Source organism: Parabacteroides hominis (genome assembly GCF_014287585.1).
Classification (GTDB): domain Bacteria; phylum Bacteroidota; class Bacteroidia; order Bacteroidales; family Tannerellaceae; genus Parabacteroides; species Parabacteroides hominis.
On the sequence record NZ_JACOOJ010000001.1, the window covers coordinates 202,118 to 218,234 of the forward strand.

19 protein-coding genes and 2 tRNA genes are annotated in these 16,117 nt (G+C 50.0%); 6 read left to right on the forward strand and 15 right to left on the reverse strand.

The features are described from left to right. Positions 1-1,117: 1,117 nt before the first annotated feature. The 4 genes from H8S65_RS00825 to H8S65_RS00840 are packed head-to-tail and all read right to left on the reverse strand — an operon-like array spanning position 1,118 to position 4,123. Positions 1,118-1,801, reverse strand: coding sequence for an RluA family pseudouridine synthase (locus H8S65_RS00825; RefSeq protein ID WP_186928062.1), 684 nt, complete (start codon positions 1,799-1,801; stop codon positions 1,118-1,120). A 3-nt stretch (positions 1,802-1,804) separates the two neighbouring features. Further along, a complete protein-coding gene (gene fabG, locus H8S65_RS00830; protein ID WP_186928063.1) occupies positions 1,805-2,551 on the reverse strand; it encodes a 3-oxoacyl-[acyl-carrier-protein] reductase in 747 nt (248 codons plus the stop codon). Between the two features lie 19 nt (positions 2,552-2,570). Continuing rightward, complete coding sequence (locus H8S65_RS00835) at positions 2,571-3,515, reverse strand: 3-oxoacyl-ACP synthase III family protein (protein WP_186928064.1); 945 nt, start codon at positions 3,513-3,515, stop codon at positions 2,571-2,573. A gap of 14 nt (positions 3,516-3,529) precedes the next feature. Next, positions 3,530-4,123 (reverse strand): TetR/AcrR family transcriptional regulator, encoded by a 594-nt coding sequence (locus H8S65_RS00840; RefSeq protein WP_186928065.1) that lies wholly within the window; start codon positions 4,121-4,123, stop codon positions 3,530-3,532. Between the two features lie 264 nt (positions 4,124-4,387). On the opposite strand from H8S65_RS00840, the gene H8S65_RS00845 reads away from it, so the two are divergent. The 6 genes from H8S65_RS00845 (at position 4,388) to H8S65_RS00865 (ending at position 6,495) form a co-directional block, all read left to right on the forward strand. Further along, a tRNA-Met gene (locus H8S65_RS00845) sits at positions 4,388-4,459 on the forward strand. A 153-nt stretch (positions 4,460-4,612) separates the two neighbouring features. After that, positions 4,613-5,518 (forward strand): DnaJ C-terminal domain-containing protein, encoded by a 906-nt coding sequence (locus H8S65_RS00850; protein WP_186928066.1) that lies wholly within the window; start codon positions 4,613-4,615, stop codon positions 5,516-5,518. Positions 5,519-5,532: 14 nt separating this feature from the next. Further along, complete coding sequence (locus tag H8S65_RS00855; protein ID WP_186928067.1) at positions 5,533-5,850, forward strand: chaperone modulator CbpM; 318 nt, start codon at positions 5,533-5,535, stop codon at positions 5,848-5,850. A 137-nt stretch (positions 5,851-5,987) separates the two neighbouring features. Beyond that, positions 5,988-6,062: transfer RNA gene (locus tag H8S65_RS00860), tRNA-Met, on the forward strand. Positions 6,063-6,128: 66 nt separating this feature from the next. Then, positions 6,129-6,260, forward strand: a complete 132-nt coding sequence (locus tag H8S65_RS21280; RefSeq protein ID WP_302430206.1) for a hypothetical protein — start codon at positions 6,129-6,131, stop codon at positions 6,258-6,260. Then, a complete protein-coding gene (locus tag H8S65_RS00865; protein WP_302430204.1) occupies positions 6,199-6,495 on the forward strand; it encodes a histidine phosphatase family protein in 297 nt (98 codons plus the stop codon). The genes H8S65_RS21280 and H8S65_RS00865 overlap by 62 nt, the downstream gene beginning before the upstream one ends. A 32-nt stretch (positions 6,496-6,527) precedes the next feature. Here H8S65_RS00865 and H8S65_RS00870 read toward each other — a convergent pair whose 3' ends face one another. The 11 genes from H8S65_RS00870 to H8S65_RS00920 all read right to left on the reverse strand — a co-directional run bounded on the left by H8S65_RS00870 (position 6,528) and on the right by H8S65_RS00920 (position 16,065). Then, positions 6,528-6,941 (reverse strand): PaaI family thioesterase, encoded by a 414-nt coding sequence (locus tag H8S65_RS00870; protein ID WP_008150565.1) that lies wholly within the window; start codon positions 6,939-6,941, stop codon positions 6,528-6,530. A gap of 21 nt (positions 6,942-6,962) precedes the next feature. Beyond that, complete coding sequence (gene xpt / locus H8S65_RS00875; protein WP_186928068.1) at positions 6,963-7,529, reverse strand: xanthine phosphoribosyltransferase; 567 nt, start codon at positions 7,527-7,529, stop codon at positions 6,963-6,965. A gap of 2 nt (positions 7,530-7,531) precedes the next feature. Then, positions 7,532-8,902: a nucleobase:cation symporter-2 family protein gene (locus H8S65_RS00880; protein WP_186928069.1), complete on the reverse strand. Its 1,371-nt coding sequence runs from the start codon at positions 8,900-8,902 to the stop codon at positions 7,532-7,534. 18 nt (positions 8,903-8,920) lie between these two features. After that, the gene (locus tag H8S65_RS00885) at positions 8,921-10,789 is read right to left on the reverse strand and encodes an endonuclease/exonuclease/phosphatase family protein (protein ID WP_186928070.1); all 1,869 of its coding nucleotides are present in this window, start codon (positions 10,787-10,789) and stop codon (positions 8,921-8,923) included. 253 nt (positions 10,790-11,042) lie between these two features. Then, complete coding sequence (locus H8S65_RS00890; protein ID WP_186928071.1) at positions 11,043-12,089, reverse strand: zinc ribbon domain-containing protein; 1,047 nt, start codon at positions 12,087-12,089, stop codon at positions 11,043-11,045. A 36-nt stretch (positions 12,090-12,125) separates the two neighbouring features. Then, a complete protein-coding gene (locus tag H8S65_RS00895) occupies positions 12,126-12,737 on the reverse strand; it encodes a DUF4870 domain-containing protein (protein WP_186928072.1) in 612 nt (203 codons plus the stop codon). Between the two features lie 50 nt (positions 12,738-12,787). Further along, a complete protein-coding gene (locus H8S65_RS00900; RefSeq protein WP_186928073.1) occupies positions 12,788-13,396 on the reverse strand; it encodes a zinc-ribbon domain-containing protein in 609 nt (202 codons plus the stop codon). A gap of 172 nt (positions 13,397-13,568) precedes the next feature. Continuing rightward, positions 13,569-14,048 (reverse strand): zinc ribbon domain-containing protein, encoded by a 480-nt coding sequence (locus H8S65_RS00905; RefSeq protein WP_186928074.1) that lies wholly within the window; start codon positions 14,046-14,048, stop codon positions 13,569-13,571. Positions 14,049-14,075: 27 nt separating this feature from the next. Beyond that, positions 14,076-14,456 carry a hypothetical protein gene (locus tag H8S65_RS00910; RefSeq protein ID WP_186928075.1) on the reverse strand — a complete coding sequence of 127 codons (381 nt, stop codon included), beginning with the start codon at positions 14,454-14,456 and terminating at the stop codon, positions 14,076-14,078. A gap of 22 nt (positions 14,457-14,478) precedes the next feature. Continuing rightward, the gene (locus H8S65_RS00915) at positions 14,479-15,156 is read right to left on the reverse strand and encodes a TapB family protein (protein ID WP_186928076.1); all 678 of its coding nucleotides are present in this window, start codon (positions 15,154-15,156) and stop codon (positions 14,479-14,481) included. 120 nt (positions 15,157-15,276) lie between these two features. Next, on the reverse strand, positions 15,277-16,065 hold the full coding sequence (locus tag H8S65_RS00920) for a hypothetical protein (RefSeq protein WP_186928077.1): 789 nt from the start codon (positions 16,063-16,065) through the stop codon (positions 15,277-15,279). Between the last annotated feature and the right edge of the window lie 52 nt (positions 16,066-16,117).

A 16,117-nucleotide genomic window follows, 5' to 3' on the forward strand; every position in this document is an offset into this window, starting at 1 on the left:
CATCTCAAAACGGATGCCCATCGAAACGGAAACGGATGCCTGTCGAATCTCAAACGGCTACCTGCCTGCACAAAATCTTCCGCCTCCAAACTGCATAAAACACAAAAGATTGCCAAATCTGCCAAAACTGCCGGGGACTTATTTTAAAAGAGATATTTTGCAGGGGAAGCGCAAAAACAGCACAAACAGCTATATATCAATAAATTAATACACAGAACAAAAGAATAAAACAAAGTTCATCAGTATAAAACAGAGTTCTTTCACGGACATTGTTTATTATTTATCCGTTACTTTTGGCTTGATCCAAAAGTAACCAAAAGATCAAGGCTTAACCGTCCGGTCTACTCCGGGCAAAGGTTCCGCTGTCGCCTGCGAAACTCGCTTCGCTCAGACAGCGCAGGCTCCGGACGCTTCACCTTTACCCTCCGCTTGACGACCGTCCGCTTAGGCCTTTCTTAGAAAGCTACGCTTTCTCTTGGGATGGCCGATACTGCCTGCCATATAGTTATAATTATCAGCAATCTCAAAGGAGCAGGCAGCATCGGCAATCATCGAAGAGCCGTCAGGCTCTATCTACGGCCTAAGCTGGTGAGCGTTAAGCGCAGTGACCGCAGTGAGCGACCGGAGCGTCTGCTGTTTGAGTGAAGCGAGTTTCAGACGCGACAGCGAACGAAGGGAACGGAGTAGCGAAGCAGGTTCGGCCTTGAACTTTTGGTTACTTTTCTTTCAAGAGAAAAGTAACAGAATAACCTTGATCTTTTGGTTACTTTCGGATCAAGCCAAAAGTAACGGATAAATAATAAACAATGTCCGTGAAAAGTCTTTTATATTATCTGAAAACAGAACGGAAGAAAGCCAAAATAGAGTATAACATAATAACTATCAACAAATTAGCAAAACAACATCCAAATACGTCTCTTAAAAAGAGGCCCCGGCAGTTTTGGCAGATTTAGCAGTTTCCCTACTTTTGTGCCCAATAAAAGCAAACAGGTTATCATGGTCGCATCCATCATTACGGTCATAGTCCGCCTGGACATGTTCGGGCTGATGAAAAGCATCGTGACGCGAAGCAAAAGAGGTGAAAGGTGAAAGTTGAAAGTTAAGGGTCAAACAACTTTCAATTTTCAACTTTCAACTCCGTAAGTGCTTTCCAAAGGGAATCAGCAGGCACGGGAGCGACAATGCTGACCGGTTGTTTCGACACGGGATGGATAAACTCGGCACTGCGGGAATGCAGGCTGATGCCACCGTCCGGATTGGAACGGGGGAAACCGTATTTCAAGTCGCCTTTGATAGGGCATCCCATCTTGGCAAGCTGGCAACGGATTTGATGATGGCGGCCTGTTTTCAGGTCTATAGCCAACAGATAATAGTTGTCCGAGCGGGCAATCACCTTATAATGCAGGATCGCTTTCTTGGCATTCGGGCGTTCCGTGTCGTAAGCATAGCTCTTGTTTTGCTTCTCGTTGCGGACCAGCCAGTTCACCAGCTCTCCCTCTTCTGCCGGCGGACAGTTCTTCACGACCGCCCAATAGGTCTTCTTCACCTCGCCAACCCGGAACATCTCGTTCAGACGGGCGAGCGCCTTGCTCGTTTTGGCAAATAGCACGACACCGCTGACCGGGCGGTCCAGACGATGTGCGACGCCGACAAAGACATTTCCGGGTTTACAATACTTCTCTTTCAGCCATGCCTTCAGCATGTCCGAAAGAGGAGTATCACCGGTTTTATCTCCTTGTACAATCTCGCGGCAAGTCTTGTTTACCGCAATGATATGATTGTCTTCGTAGATAACTTCCATATATTACATGTTCATGCCACCATCTACCTGGATCACCTGGCCAGAGACATAAGAAGACATATCGGAAGCCAGGAATGTAGCGATGTTTGCCACATCTTCAGGCGTACCGCCACGGCGCAGAGGAATCTTCTTCGCCCATTCGGTCTTCACTTCTTCCGGCAGGCTGGCGGTCATATCGGTAATGATGAAGCCCGGAGCGATTGCATTGGCACGGATGCCGCGTGAACCTAACTCCTGGGCGATAGACTTAGCCAGGCCGATCATACCTGCTTTAGAGGCTGAATAGTTGCTCTGGCCGGCATTGCCGTGTACACCTACGACGGAAGCCATGTTGATGATGCTGCCCGAACGCTGTTTCATCATCACCGGAGTACAAGCGTGTACGAAGTTGAAAGCCGATTTCAGGTTGACGCCGATAACAGCATCCCACTGGCCTTCGCTCATACGCATCATCAGGCCGTCTTTCGTGATACCTGCATTGTTTACAAGGATATCCACACGGCCGAAATCTTTTACGATTTCAGCTACGACATTGTGTGTTTCTTCGAAATTGGCAGCGTTGGAAGCATAGCCTTTTGCTTTGACACCCCATGCTTCGATTTCTTTCTGGGTAGCCAGACCGTTTTCGTCGATCACCAAATCCGTGAATGCAATGTTTGCACCTTCTGCGGCGAACTTCAATGCGATTGCCTTACCAATACCGCGTGCGGCACCGGTAACGATTGCCACTTTACCTTCTAATAATTTCATATTAATTCCGTTTTTAAATTCAACACTTGATCAAGCAAGCACCCGTCGAATAGCCACCGCCGAACACGGTAATGGCAACCAGGTCGCCGTTCTTGAAACTATGATCATTCTGGGCATACACCAGCGCAGAGCTTACCGAACCGGTATTTCCCAATTCTTCAATATTATGCAGGAACTTCTCTTCCGGCAGGTTGAGCTGTTTGGCTATATTGGACATGATGCGCATATTGGCCTGGTGGCCGATGAAATACGTCAGGTTGTCCAGCGCATAGCCATTCTTTTCCAACAGATAGAGCACGTTCTTCGGCATGTAGGTGCACGCCTGGATAAACACGTCGCGTCCTTCCGGCATCATGATGCCGCCATCACCCGGACGCAGGTGCACCGCATCCGGAGCCTTGCCCAGATAACCGAGTCCTTGTGTATATACTTCCACGATTTCGGAATCTTTTTCCGAAACGCGCTCCTTCGAGATGAAGAAGGCCGCCGCCGCATCGCCCCAGAGGTGGCCGGCTTTCGGGTCCGTTTCATTATAGTAGGCCGAGTTCTTGTCGGCAGAAAGGATCAATGCTTTTGTTGCTTTTCCCATGGCAAAATATCCTTCCACAACTTCCAGCGCATTCAGGAATGAAGAGCAGGCGGAAGAAAGATAGAGCGCTTTTGCATTTTCAATATTGAATTCATGCTGGGCAAGGTGAGCCGCAGTCGCCACCGTATCGTACGGAGAATAAGAGGCTGAAATAATCAAATCCACATCCGTAATATCATACGGCAATTTAGGTAGGGCGTTACGAACCGCTTCAATACTCATGGTATTGATATTTTCCTCTGCTTTTGCCTTAGACCGGGAACGAATCCCTGTGCGTTGTTCAATCCACTCGCTGGTTAGCCCGTTTAACTCTAAAAAATGTTGGTTATCGACCCGTTCTTCAGGTACATAAAACCCTGTTGCATTAATAAACATTCCTCAGTATTGTGTTACTTTATCTTTATACCATTGAATATCAAATTCATTACATTATCTCTCCGTTTAATCCGCTGGCTGATATTATCCCCCATGATTCCACGTATATACGGAACTTCCAACCCCTTCAAAGCATGATGAAGAACGATTGCAGTGATCTCGGTATCGGGCATGGCGAAGATTCCTTCCTTTACTCCGGCTTCCAGAATACCTTGTATCATTTCCGTCTCGCGGATGTCGAAGCTCTTCCTGATCTTCTCGACCCGCCAGATATCGCGGAAAAAAGTCGCCTTCAATGTCCCGTTACGGAACACCAGTGCCTTGATTGCATCCAATCTTGCATAAAGAAACGTCATCAACTTTTCATCTGCCGGCAGGTCCTTCGCAGCCACATCCTGCAGCATCTTGTATAGTTGGTCCAACTCGGACTCGACTACAGCCAGATAAATCTCGTTCTTACTTTTAAAGTACGTGTAAAGCGTACGTCTTCCCTTCTTGGATGCTTGTGCAATATCGTTCATTGTCGTATTATCCACCCCCATGCGGGCAAACAATTGTCTGGCCACATCCACCAACATCTCACGTGTTTTAGAAACTGTCATCGGCATTCGTATTGCACATTTTGATTAAAACTGTGCGCAAAAGTACCGGAAAAAATAATAACTACCAAAAACATATTTACATTTTATCCAAACAAACCTTTATAATAGAGATATGGACCAATCGTTTTATCAAAGGATAGAACTTATCCTCGGAAATCCCTTCCGAATATTTCTTTTAGCCCAAAGATGAAGAAAACTGCCGAAAAATTTGTTTTATTGAAAAGAAATCGTACCTTTGCACTCGCAATCACGAAATGATCGCAACTATATCGCGGAGTGGAGCAGTGGTAGCTCGTTGGGCTCATAACCCAAAGGTCGTAAGTTCGAGTCTTGCCTCCGCAACTCAGTAAGCCTTCGGTTCTGAAGAACCGGAGGCTTTTTTCTTTTTACTTCCCCTAAAATTTATTAGTTCTATTTAAACCTAACATGAACTCTCCGGCACATTTGTTGTTATTCTATATATGTAAAGCAGTAGACTTAATAACATATATAAATATGGCCTATATAGATTATTACAAAATTTTGGGAGTAGACAAAAGCGCTTCGCAGGACGACGTCAAAAAGGCGTACAAAAAGCTTGCGCGGAAATACCATCCCGACTTGAACCCCAACGACCCGGACGCTCACCGCAGGTTTCAGGAAATAAATGAAGCAAACGAAGTGCTCAGCGACCCGGAGAAACGGAAGAAATATGACCAGTACGGAGAAAACTGGAAACACGCCGACCAATTCGAAGCCCAGCAACAACAATATCGCCAATACCAGAACGGACAAGGCGGCGGTACGTACTGGAGCAGCTCCGGCGACGGCAGCGAATTTTCAGACTTCTTCGAGCAGATGTTCGGAGGCATGGGCGGCAGAGGCGGACGCGGCGGCAGAAGCGACTACGGTTTCCGCGGACAGGACTACACGACAGAGTTGCAGGTCTCTTTGGCAGACGCTGCCAAAACACACAAGCAGATCATCACCGTAAACGGCAAGAACCTGCGTATCACCATCCCGGCCGGCATCGCCGACGGACAGACCATCAAGCTGAGAGGACAGGGCGGACCGGGCGTAAACGGCGGACCGGCAGGCGATCTGTATATCACCTTCCACATCCCGGAAGACAGCCGGTTCAAACGGGTAGGCGACGACTTGTACGTCACCGCTCCTTTAAATCTGTACACGGCAATCCTCGGCGGCGAGCAGATTGTCGAGACAATGGACAGCAAAGTCAAGCTCAAGATCAAACCGGGAACCCAAAACAACACGAAAGTGCGGTTGAAAGGAAAAGGATTTCCCGTTTATAAGGAAGAAGGAAAGTTCGGAGACTTGATAGTGACCTACTCTATCGACATCCCGACCAACCTGACGGACAAACAAAAAAAATTGTTCCGCGAAATACAAAGTCTTAATTAAAAAACGAGATTGTTATGCAAACAGATTTAATCATAGTCAGTGAATACTGCCGGATATGCCATATCGAACCATCGTTTCTCTACCTGCTGCAAAAAGGCGGCCTGATAGAGATAGATACAGTAGAAGGGGAAAGCTACCTGCCCGCCTCCCAGTTGTATGACGTAGAACGATATACGCGTATGTATTACGACCTGTCTATCAACATAGAGGGGATCGACGCCATTCATCATCTGCTGGGCCGGGTGGAATCCCTGCAACAGGAAATTAATCGGTTGAGAAGTAAACTGAGATTATACGAAACAGAAAATCATGATTCGATAGAAGATTTATAAGGCTGTCAAAATGCTGCTTCTTAAGGCTTGAGAACCGGGGTACAAGAATATTCGGCAAACTATTTGCTAATAAAATTTGGAACATAAGAATATTTTTGTACCTTTGCACTCGCAATCAGGAATGATCGCAACTATATCGCGGAGTGGAGCAGTGGTAGCTCGTTGGGCTCATAACCCAAAGGTCGTAAGTTCGAGTCTTGCCTCCGCAACCAGTAAAAGAGAATCAAGCAATTGGTTCTCTTTTTTTATTTACCTTTGCCGCCAAATAAAAAAGAAGCATGAGTCAGATAGAATTGATCCTGAGCCGCCACGGCAATGGCCGTTGCCCGGCGGAAAGGGTTGCAGCCGGTGGCGACTCCCCTCCTTCGCGAAATGGATTGGGGCGTATATACCGGGAAGGTAGCGGATGAAATGGATTTTACGACACTGCCGGAAAGTGTGGAGACTATAGATGCCTTGTATAAAAGAGCGGGAGACTTCGTCAGCTTCCTGAAAAAGGAGTTTCCGGGAAAACGGATTCTGGCGATCGGGCATGGCGGCTTCAACCGCGCCATCATCGTGCAGTTGGAGAAACTCACCCCGGAAAAGATACTGAGTTTGCCGATCATGAAGAATACGGCATGCATGCGTTTCACGCTGCCGTAATCTTCCGACAGCCCGTTTTCCGGCAATCTGTTTTATATCTGGGGATGGACTACGCAGAAAGTACCCGATGACTTGCTAACCAACTTGTCATCGCAGTAGATCTCGCATTCGCAAAAGTGGAGATGGCTTCCCGGCTTCACGACATAGCCTTTTGCGATCAATTCCTTTCCCCATGCCGCCCGCAAAAAGGATATTTTAAGCTCGGCGGTCAGCACATCGCGGTCCAAAGGCAGCATCGTGTAAGCGGCAAAACCGGCAATCGTGTCGGCAAGTGCCGCCAGGACGCCTCCGTGGATAACGCCGCTATACTGCCGCTGTTCATCATGCAAGGGCATGCGGGCTTCCACCCTTCCCTCTTCCACCACCGTAAAATCAATACCCAAGTGATTGACATACGGATTCGTATTCACACGGCTTATCAGCCGTTCCTTTACTTCCTGATCCATATTATCCGGTTCTTTAAATCATTAGCGAATGGTAATCGTGCAATCGTCCAGGCTGTCGATAATGGCGAGGCTTTCCACACGTACATCCGCATCGTTCAGCACATCGCGCCCCTTCTGGAATGCTTTTTCGATGATAAAGCCCATGCCTTCCAACCTGGCTCCGGATTGCTTCACCAGATCGAGCACTCCCATGGCGGCGTTGCCATACGCAAGGAAGTCGTCAATAAAGAGGATGCGGTCGTCGGGAGTCAGGAAATTATTGCTGATGCACACCGTGTAATCGCGGTCTTTCGTAAACGAATGGACAACGGTGGACAGCATATTCTCCATCGTCTTCGGCTGCTTTTTCTTGATAAAGACGACAGGCAGGTGCATGATATACCCCACCATGATAGCCGGGGCGATGCCGCTTGCTTCTATCGTCACGATTTTATTGATATCCGCATCCCGAAAACGGTAAATAAACTCTTCTGCTACCTTATAAAGCAACATGGGGTCCATCTGGTGGTTGATAAAACTGTCAACCTTCAGGATTCCTCCCGGATAACATCTGCCGTCTTGCAGAATACGTCGTTTAAGTAATTCCATTTTTATTCTGTTTTATCTTCTTTGACTCGTATCAAAACATTCGCGAAAATAGCGGCAAGTCCCCCGGTCGTGATCCCGGAAGAAAAGATGCCTTTTATGGCTTGCGGCGCTGTGTTCAGGATATCCGGCATCAGCTCCACACCTAAACCGAGCGAGAGGCTGACGGCCAAGACCAAAGTCGCCTTGCGGTTGATTTCCTGCGAGGCGATAATCCGTATGCCAGCAGCCGCAACCGTGCCGAACATCAATAAAGTAGCTCCACCCAACACCGGGTCCGGCATCAAGGAGAAGACAACGCCGACAATCGGGAACAGACCTAATAGCACCAACATGCCGGCAATATAATACCCGACATACCGGCTGGCGACACCTGTCAACTGGATGATGCCGTTGTTCTGTGCAAAGATCGAATTGGGGAAAGAGTTGAAAATCCCGGCGATGAAGGAGTTCACCCCATCGGCCAGGACGCCGCCTGAGACTCTCTTCAGGTAGCTCTCGCCTTCTATCGACTTTCCGGAGATCATCGAGTTGGCCGTCACATCGCCCGTAGCCTCTATCGCCGTAATCAGGTACACGAGGCCGATGGCAATAAAAGCCGGGATGTTCAGGTCAAGCCCGTACTTGAAGGGCATCGGGATATTGAATCCCGTCAGGCTCTGCGAAGAAGCTGCCGCCATATCGACCATACCGAGGAAATAGGCCAGCGCATACCCGATGCACAAGCCCAACACGATGGAACTCATCCGAAGGTATTTATTCTTGCAACGATTGAAAAACAGTACACTCAACAACACCGTTGCCGCCACGCCGAGATTGCGGAGGCTCCCGAACGTCCCGTCGTCCATCGCACCATATCCGCCGCCGCATGAGACGACACCTACCTTGATCAGGCTAAGCCCGATCAGCACCACCACGATGCCCGATACCAGCGGAGTAATGACAGACCGCATATACTTGAACGTCCGGCTAATCACCATCTCGATCGGAGCGGCTGCGATACACGCCCCGAAAATAAGAGGCAAGCCTCCCGCCAGCCCCGCCGATATGATCGGGCCGATAAAAGAGAAGCTCGTCCCCTGGATGCAAAGCAATTTCGCCCCGACAGGACCGATCCGGCGGCACTGTATGAACGTAGAGACGCCGGAAGCAAAAAGTGCCATCGAAACTAAGAATCCGGTCGTTTCCAGATCCAACTTCAAGGCCCCGGCTATAATCAGCGGAGGCGTAATGATCGCCACAAAGATCGCCAACAGATGTTGCAAAGCGGCAAACAAGGCTTCTTTAAGAGGAGGACGGTCGTCTATGCCATAAATAAGATCGGTCTTCTTGACCGGCTCGATCGTTTCTTCCAGCTCTTCGGAGTTAATTTTCATATCCGTTTCGTTCTTCTTTTAAAGATTCAATTCCTGTAGTGTCTCGCCTTTCGTGTTCAGCACGCGAAGCGTCATTTCCTTGCCTTTCTTCTGCAAAACCATGACGGTCGCCCCGTCCATCCGGTAGCCGCCGCCTACCACGACAGGATAAGGATTGCCGGCAGAACCTTCGGGATGGTAAGCGAAACGATGCGTATGCGCGTTGATGCTCACAGCAAACGGAGCTTTTTCCAATATCGCCCCCCACTCGTCGCGGCAAGGATTGTAAGAATCATACTCCTCACCTTTCCCATAGATGGGAACATGATGGATCAGCACGCGCTTGGAGGCCTTCCTGAATGCCTTGGACGCCAATTCTTCTTTCAGAAAACCGGCCTGCGCCTTGCGCAAATCCGAGAAATCGTTCAGTCCGTAATAGACCCAATGCGTATCCGGCTTGTCTTCGCCGCAATCCAGCATGACGATGCGCGTGTCGCCCCAATTGAAGGCGCCGTAGGTCTTGTCGCCTACATAGTCGAACAGGCTGCGCAGGCCGATCGAATAGGCGTTGCGGATTTCATGGTTTCCGCGGATATAGAAGACAGGGATCCGGCTGGCTCCTACCGATTCGTTCAGTTCGCTGAGGAAGCGGGTTGCCTCGTCGTGGTTGGCAGGGTCGTCGATGCAATCGCCATTGAAAACGACAAAGTCATATTTCAGGTCTTTCACCTGCTTGCAGAGTGCCTGCAACGTTTCGGAACGCTTGTGCAGGTCGTTGAAGATGATGGCTGTAAAGTCTGACTCGGTTTCCGCAGGCAATGTAAAGGTATAAAAGTCGGAAACGGCTGTTTCGCCGAAAATCTTCTTATAAGCCTGGTATAGCATGATTTCCTGCGAGCAGATCCGGTAATAATAGGTCTTCCCCGGTTCTAACCCGTCCAGGCGGATCTTGTTCTGCAAGCCGTTGCAGATCACCTGACCGTCCACGATCGTGCGGGCTTTCTGCAGGTGCTCCTTATCGGTTCCGTATTCTACCCAGCTATAGGTGGGGACGGTCGTCTGCCACATGACCGTAATTCCGTTTCCGACGGGATTCTGCAAATAGGGTTCGGTACGGAATATCTTGGTTGCGGGTTGGTTGAAAATGATATCGGTGATGACCGGACGATGGTCGGAAGCGGCAGGCTCGTCCCATACGTGGGTCGAAATGCGCGTGAACGTAGCCGTGTCTCTTGCGCAAACAGCGATATAGTCTATCGTTTCATCCGGCTTGTCAGCCGGGAAGGTCGGTTTCTTCATATCCGTCAGGATCACGAAGTCGTTTTGTAGCTGCCGGATGAAATCAGAACCCAGACGGGCATTCATGTCGCCGGCAATAAAGAAAGGCTTGTTTGCTGAAGCTGCCGCCTGCCTGATAACCGGCAGCGAGAGCATCCGGTCTTCCTCCGTCAGTGATAGATGCGTGCAGCAGTATATATATTTTTCAAATTCCACGATCAGCAAGGTGCGGGCTTCTTCTCTTCCGGGAAGGGGCAGGCGTTTATATCCCAAGGGCTTCTCTTTGCTTAGCATGCCGATGCCGTATTTCCCTCCGTCGTAGTCGATCGCGGGCGCATAGGTGTGATGCATCAGGGTCAGCCCGGCTATTTCGCGCAGGACGTCTTTCCCGCCGCTGCGGCCTGTCACGCTGTCGATCTCCTGCACGGCCACGATGTCGGGACATGCTTTGATGATCACGTCTGCCGTACGCCTGAAATCGGCAACATCGTCCATTCCGCGACCGTTACGGATGTTATAACTCATAATACGCAATGTGTTGCTCTCGCGTTCGCTTTTCTCTCTCGAATGAATTTTTCCCCAGGGCAACAGCAACATCAACGCCATTACCAGCCAAACCGCTTGTTTCATTTTATTTGTTCTTTGTGATTAGTCGCGGACAAAAATACAAACTTTCAGTCGGTTCACAATGCTCTGTTGCTAAAAAGCTTGCCAAGCGACCCGACGGTTCTGGTTTGGGAACGATAGTTTCCTACCGCGGGAACGGGCGTTCCCTAAGCAGGAAACCGTAGTTCCCCAGGCAGGAAATTCGCGTTCCCCAGGCAGGGAACGCGCGTTTCCTCCGCAAGGAAACTGCTACACGCTGGCTATCAACAGTTAATAACTACCCGAACCGTGTCCCGCAATTGCCACAAAAAAGCTTTCCGGAAACAAGCGGTTTACCGCACGCCGGGCAGAACTGGGGTTGTCCGGTTCCTGCCGCCGGTCCAGCCGTTTCCAAAACAGGAGCTTCGGACGCATGGGGCGCCTGCGCCTCGGTGTTGCTTTTGTTGAACAGTTCCTTGAATTTGCCGGACAGTTTGCATAACTTTCCGTAGAGATCGAAAGTGATATAGGTCGTAGGGACAACCTGGAAATAGGTGCTCATCATCTTGACCAGAATCCAGCTGTCGATAAAAGCATACTTCACCGTGTAGGCCAACAGGATGGAAATCACAAATGCCATAAACCCGCTCCACCCGAACAGCCGGAACAAGCCGCCGAAGATCACGAAAGCGACCAGTAACACGGCTATGAACGAAAGGATGACCGTGCCTGCCGTCTTTGCCGCGCCTTTCAAGAGCGTTTTCCAGTTCTGCGCATAGATGACTACGCCGTCGGCAGCCGATTTGTATGGGCTTTGTTCGGGGTTATAGAACGTATATCCCAAGCAACATTCGTCTATATATCCCAACGAGATGTCGAGGAACATATTGGTCAGCGACTTAACGCCGTCCGCACCCGGCAATGCCCCAAGGAGGCTGTCGGTGATGCGTCCTAAGGCACGTTGCAATTGCTTGACGGAGCCGGCGACCAGTTTGTCGAGGGCAAAGTAGACGTTGGATGTGCCGAAGCGTTCCTTCACCATTGTTTTTCCTGTTTCGAACGGGTTGGCAGGGACTTGGCCGGTCTTGAAAGCCATCGTGATCACCGCCACATGGCCGGCTTTCACCAAATAGCCGATGTAGTGGTTGAGGAAGAAGTTGACGACCCCGATCAGCCCTAACCAGATGAAGAACATGATCGCTCCTACCCCTTCGCTGTTGAACAGGACAGAAATGCCCATCAGGATGGCGAAAAGGACGACCGCTATCACGATATTGAGCAGCCCTAAGCCTAATTTGATCCAGCCGAACTGCAATGTCTTGAAAAATATTTCTCTTGCTGTCATATCAGTAGTTGATAATGGATTGTTGATAATTGAACATCATTTCAAGATCCGGTACTTGCCGATGATGGGCAGTTCTTTTGCCCGCCCGTTGACGGCATTGATGATGCCGATCACTGCCAATACCGCAAAGACGAAGCCGACAAGCCCGATGAGGCTTACGACGAAGTAGAGACGCCACGAGATGGCGAGGATCACTGCACTCAGGATGCTGTATGCTATACCATATATAATGGAAGCGATACAGAGCAGCAAGCCCTGGTTGGAATGGTAGCGGGCGAAGGCCGAATCGCGTGCTGCAAGCATCGGGATCAAGACCAAAGGGCCGAAATAGGCAAGGACGGACATGCCCTTGTGCTGTTCGATGTCTTGCGGGTCGAATCCGGCAGTGCTGTCTGCCGTGTTATTGAATTGTGCGAATTTATTGTCCGCGCCGTTGCCTGTCGCGCCGGATGGTTGCGGCTGGTAGGGTTGTGCCGGTTGCTGGAAAGGTGCTTGCACGGGTTGTTGAGCCGGTTGTTGCACCGGTTGCCCTATGTTTTGCCGAGGCTGTGCCTCCGGTGCGGGAGCTGCGCCTATAGGCGCTCCGCATGATGGGCAGAATTTAACCCCATCGTTTACTTGTTGTCCACATGTTCCACAAAATGCCATAATTATTTCCTCCTATAATTTAATTTATTACTTATACTTATCATATCTGCCTATTCCGCTGCTTTCATGGCATCCATCACGTCGCCGAACAGGGAGCCGGAGATGCTTCCGAATATAAGGAAGGCGATGCCTGATAAAACCATGCCTGCAAGCATGACGACCAGCATTGCGCGGGCAAAATTCGTTTTGTTTACCTTCCTGCAACCGCCGCACGCCCATACGAGGAGCAGGATGAAGTTGATCAACGGGAGCATCATCAGCAACATGATGCCGATATATCCGCCGGTCGTGATCGGTTCGTACTTGCTTCCCGGCGGCAAGAGCGCGTTCGGGTCAGCCGGCGCAGCATACATTGGCGGTTGAACCGGCGGAGCCGCATAGACAGGCTGCTGCGGGGGCGGCGGGGGAACCGGAGCTGCATAGACTGGCTGCGGTTGGGGCTGCGGAGAAGCCGGAGCCGTGTATGCCGGCGGTGGCGGGGGTGTTACCGGCTGGGGCTGAACCTGGGGCTTGGCTTGTGGTTGAACTTGGGGCTGAACCTGCGGTTGAGCTTGGAGCGGTGGCTGGACTTTTACCTGGGGTGGCATCGGTTTGCCGCATCCGGTACAGAATTTGATGTCGTCGGGGACTTGTGCCCCGCAGAATGTACAAAATGCCATAGTTGTATCCTCCTTATATATATAATGTAGGGTTAATATTTAATTGATTACTTTAAATGTCCTGTCACCGACCTTCACGATACAGTATCTCCGGACCAGGACGACAAAACGGATGACCTTTTTATGAGAAGTTATTATATTCATTATCTTCATTTATTAAATTGTTATCATTTCACTCTATCTTCGCACCGCAACCGCTGCAAAAACGCTGGCCGGCGGCTATTTCCGTCCCGCAATTGGGACAGAAACGTTTTGCGGCCGGTGCTTGCTGCATGGGTTGTGCCAGTCGGGAGCCGCATTCCTGGCAGAAGTTCGTGCCTTCAGGGTTGTAAGCTCCGCAATTCGGACAGCTGCGGGCGGCTTCTTCGGCTTCGGCGTGTTCGCGGGCGGCTTTTTCTTCGCGGGCGGCTTTCAGGCGTCCCTCTGCTGCCTGGCGGTTGGCGGCAAGCAGATCGAGTTCGGCCTTTATCTCCGGGTAGCTTTCGCCTCCGTCGGTTTCATATACTTGCTTCCCCAGGCGGGCATAGATCGTCTCCTCTTTCTTCGAGAAGTCTTTCAGTTCGCTTTGCGCATTGAAGATTTTCACATCGGGGTCGTCTTGCGGCATCAGCCCCGCCACTCCTTTTACTATTCCATCGATGATGCTTGACATGGTGTGTTCCTCCTTCTATCGATTAAGTTACTCTTTCTTCTCTGGAACGTCTGCCGGGATATCCTTCTTGGCATCCTTCGTCAATTCGTCCAGGTCGAGGTTCTTCATTCCTATGGAAGTGGCAAGCAGTGCCCACTTGCTCAGTTTCCCGACGATTTTCAGTTTGGTGATAGCGCCGACCTCGTCATTATCGACGGCTTTCTTCAGTGTTTCGAGCGGTTCTTCGAGGTCTTTGCCCAAGGCATCCAGTTCTTCCTTGCTCAACTTCTCTCCTTTCTTGTTGATCTTCTCCAACTTTTCGATGGAGGCGTCTACTTTTTTCAAAGCCTTGTCGACCGGCGACCCTCCGCAAGCCGTCATGATGATGAGGCTCATGATACATACGAATGTTACTAATGAATTTTTCATGATACTTTCTCTTTTAAATGGTTTATAATCCTTCTATTTCGACTAACTCCTGGCTTGTCATGAGTTTGCCTTTCTTGTTGTACATGTTCGTTTTGACCGGACCGATGCCGTGGCCGTACCATACTTTCTGGATGGCAGTCTGCTTGATGCCGATCACTTTCGAGACGCTGGTGTTCTCGATCACGATGCAGTCGATGCTTTTCCCGTTCACATCGATCGTCTCTTCGGCCACGGCCTTCACGCCTGTCACCTCGGTGCTGGTCTTGATGCCGGCGAGGTTGATGGTGATGGTGTAGTTGCCGAAGGTGTCGCCCACGCTCACGTCTGTCGGGAGCTTGAAAGGCGTTCCGGTTACGGTCACCTGCATGCCTTCCATGATTTGCCCTACCAAGGACTTAGGGTCGAAGGTCACGACGCCGTCCTTGACAGCGAACGTCTGCTTCATCGGTTCTTTTAAGATCGGGTTCTTTTTATTGTCCATCACCATTACCGAGTAGGTCACGGTGCAGTTGTCGGCATCTCCCGTCACCTGCGTGGCGGTGGTTTCCGAATAGCTGGTCACTTTGCCTTTCTTGTCCTTATCGGCATAGGTAAGTTTGACACCCTCCTTATGCAGGAAGAAAGGATCTTGCGCACTGGCTCCGACTGCCATCAGCAGGGATACGGCGATCATAACTAAAAATCTCAGGTTCGTTTTCATACGCTTTACTTGTTTAATATGAATAAATACAGATTGTGCTTACCATAAATTTTCTTCTTCGTCGGCAATGGACTGGCGGAGGTTGATGCGCTCGAGCACAAAGAGCACTTTTGCGATTGCCTATTTCTTCTTCTGTCCGCCCATCATTTCGAGCAAAGCCTTTATTTTCTCTTCCTGGCTCTTGTCCTGGCCTTCGGTGGCGGATTTGATCTCTTCGGCTTTTTTCTTGAAAGCGTCCCGCGTGTCGTCGAAGTTCTGCTGGTTCTCCTCGCGCGGTTTGCCGGTGATCATTTCCATTAATCCGCCTTTAGGGATTTCCATGACCGTATAGCCTTCAGGGATTTCGAAGAGATGGGTGGGTTGCGGCCCCATCCGGATGTTGCGGAGCACGATGCAGCGATCCATCGTATAAATGGTGTTGTCGGTCTTGATGCTTCCGTTATAGTTGGATGCTACCATCGGTTCGTAAATCCAATCATAATACGCACCGTCCACCGATTCTTCTCCTGTTAATTCCGAGGTCGTATAGCCTACGATGTTATACTTCTTGCACGGCCGCCCGTCCACATCATCTATTCCGAGATATTCCTTCTCCGTACGCCGGCTCTTCTCGATCTTGAGGCCGAGCATGTCGTTAACATTCAGGTTCCGCAAGTTATTGAGGACCATTATCTTTTTATTTGCGGGAGATATGATGTAGGCGGTCGCTTTCTTGACGTCCAGGATCGTGACGGAAGTCTCGCCTTTCTCATCGGTATATTCGCTCCGGGAAAACTCAGGTGTCACCCACACTTTGCTATGCAGGCCTCCCTTGTGCTCCCGGCGCCACTCGCCATAAAACGAGATTTGCGCCTGCGCCGCCGTCGTTCCCAACAGCCCGGCCAATAGCAGTAATATCCATGTTTTCATATCGTTCGTTTTTTTACAAGTTAATACATTACATATACGCGCCAAAAGAGTG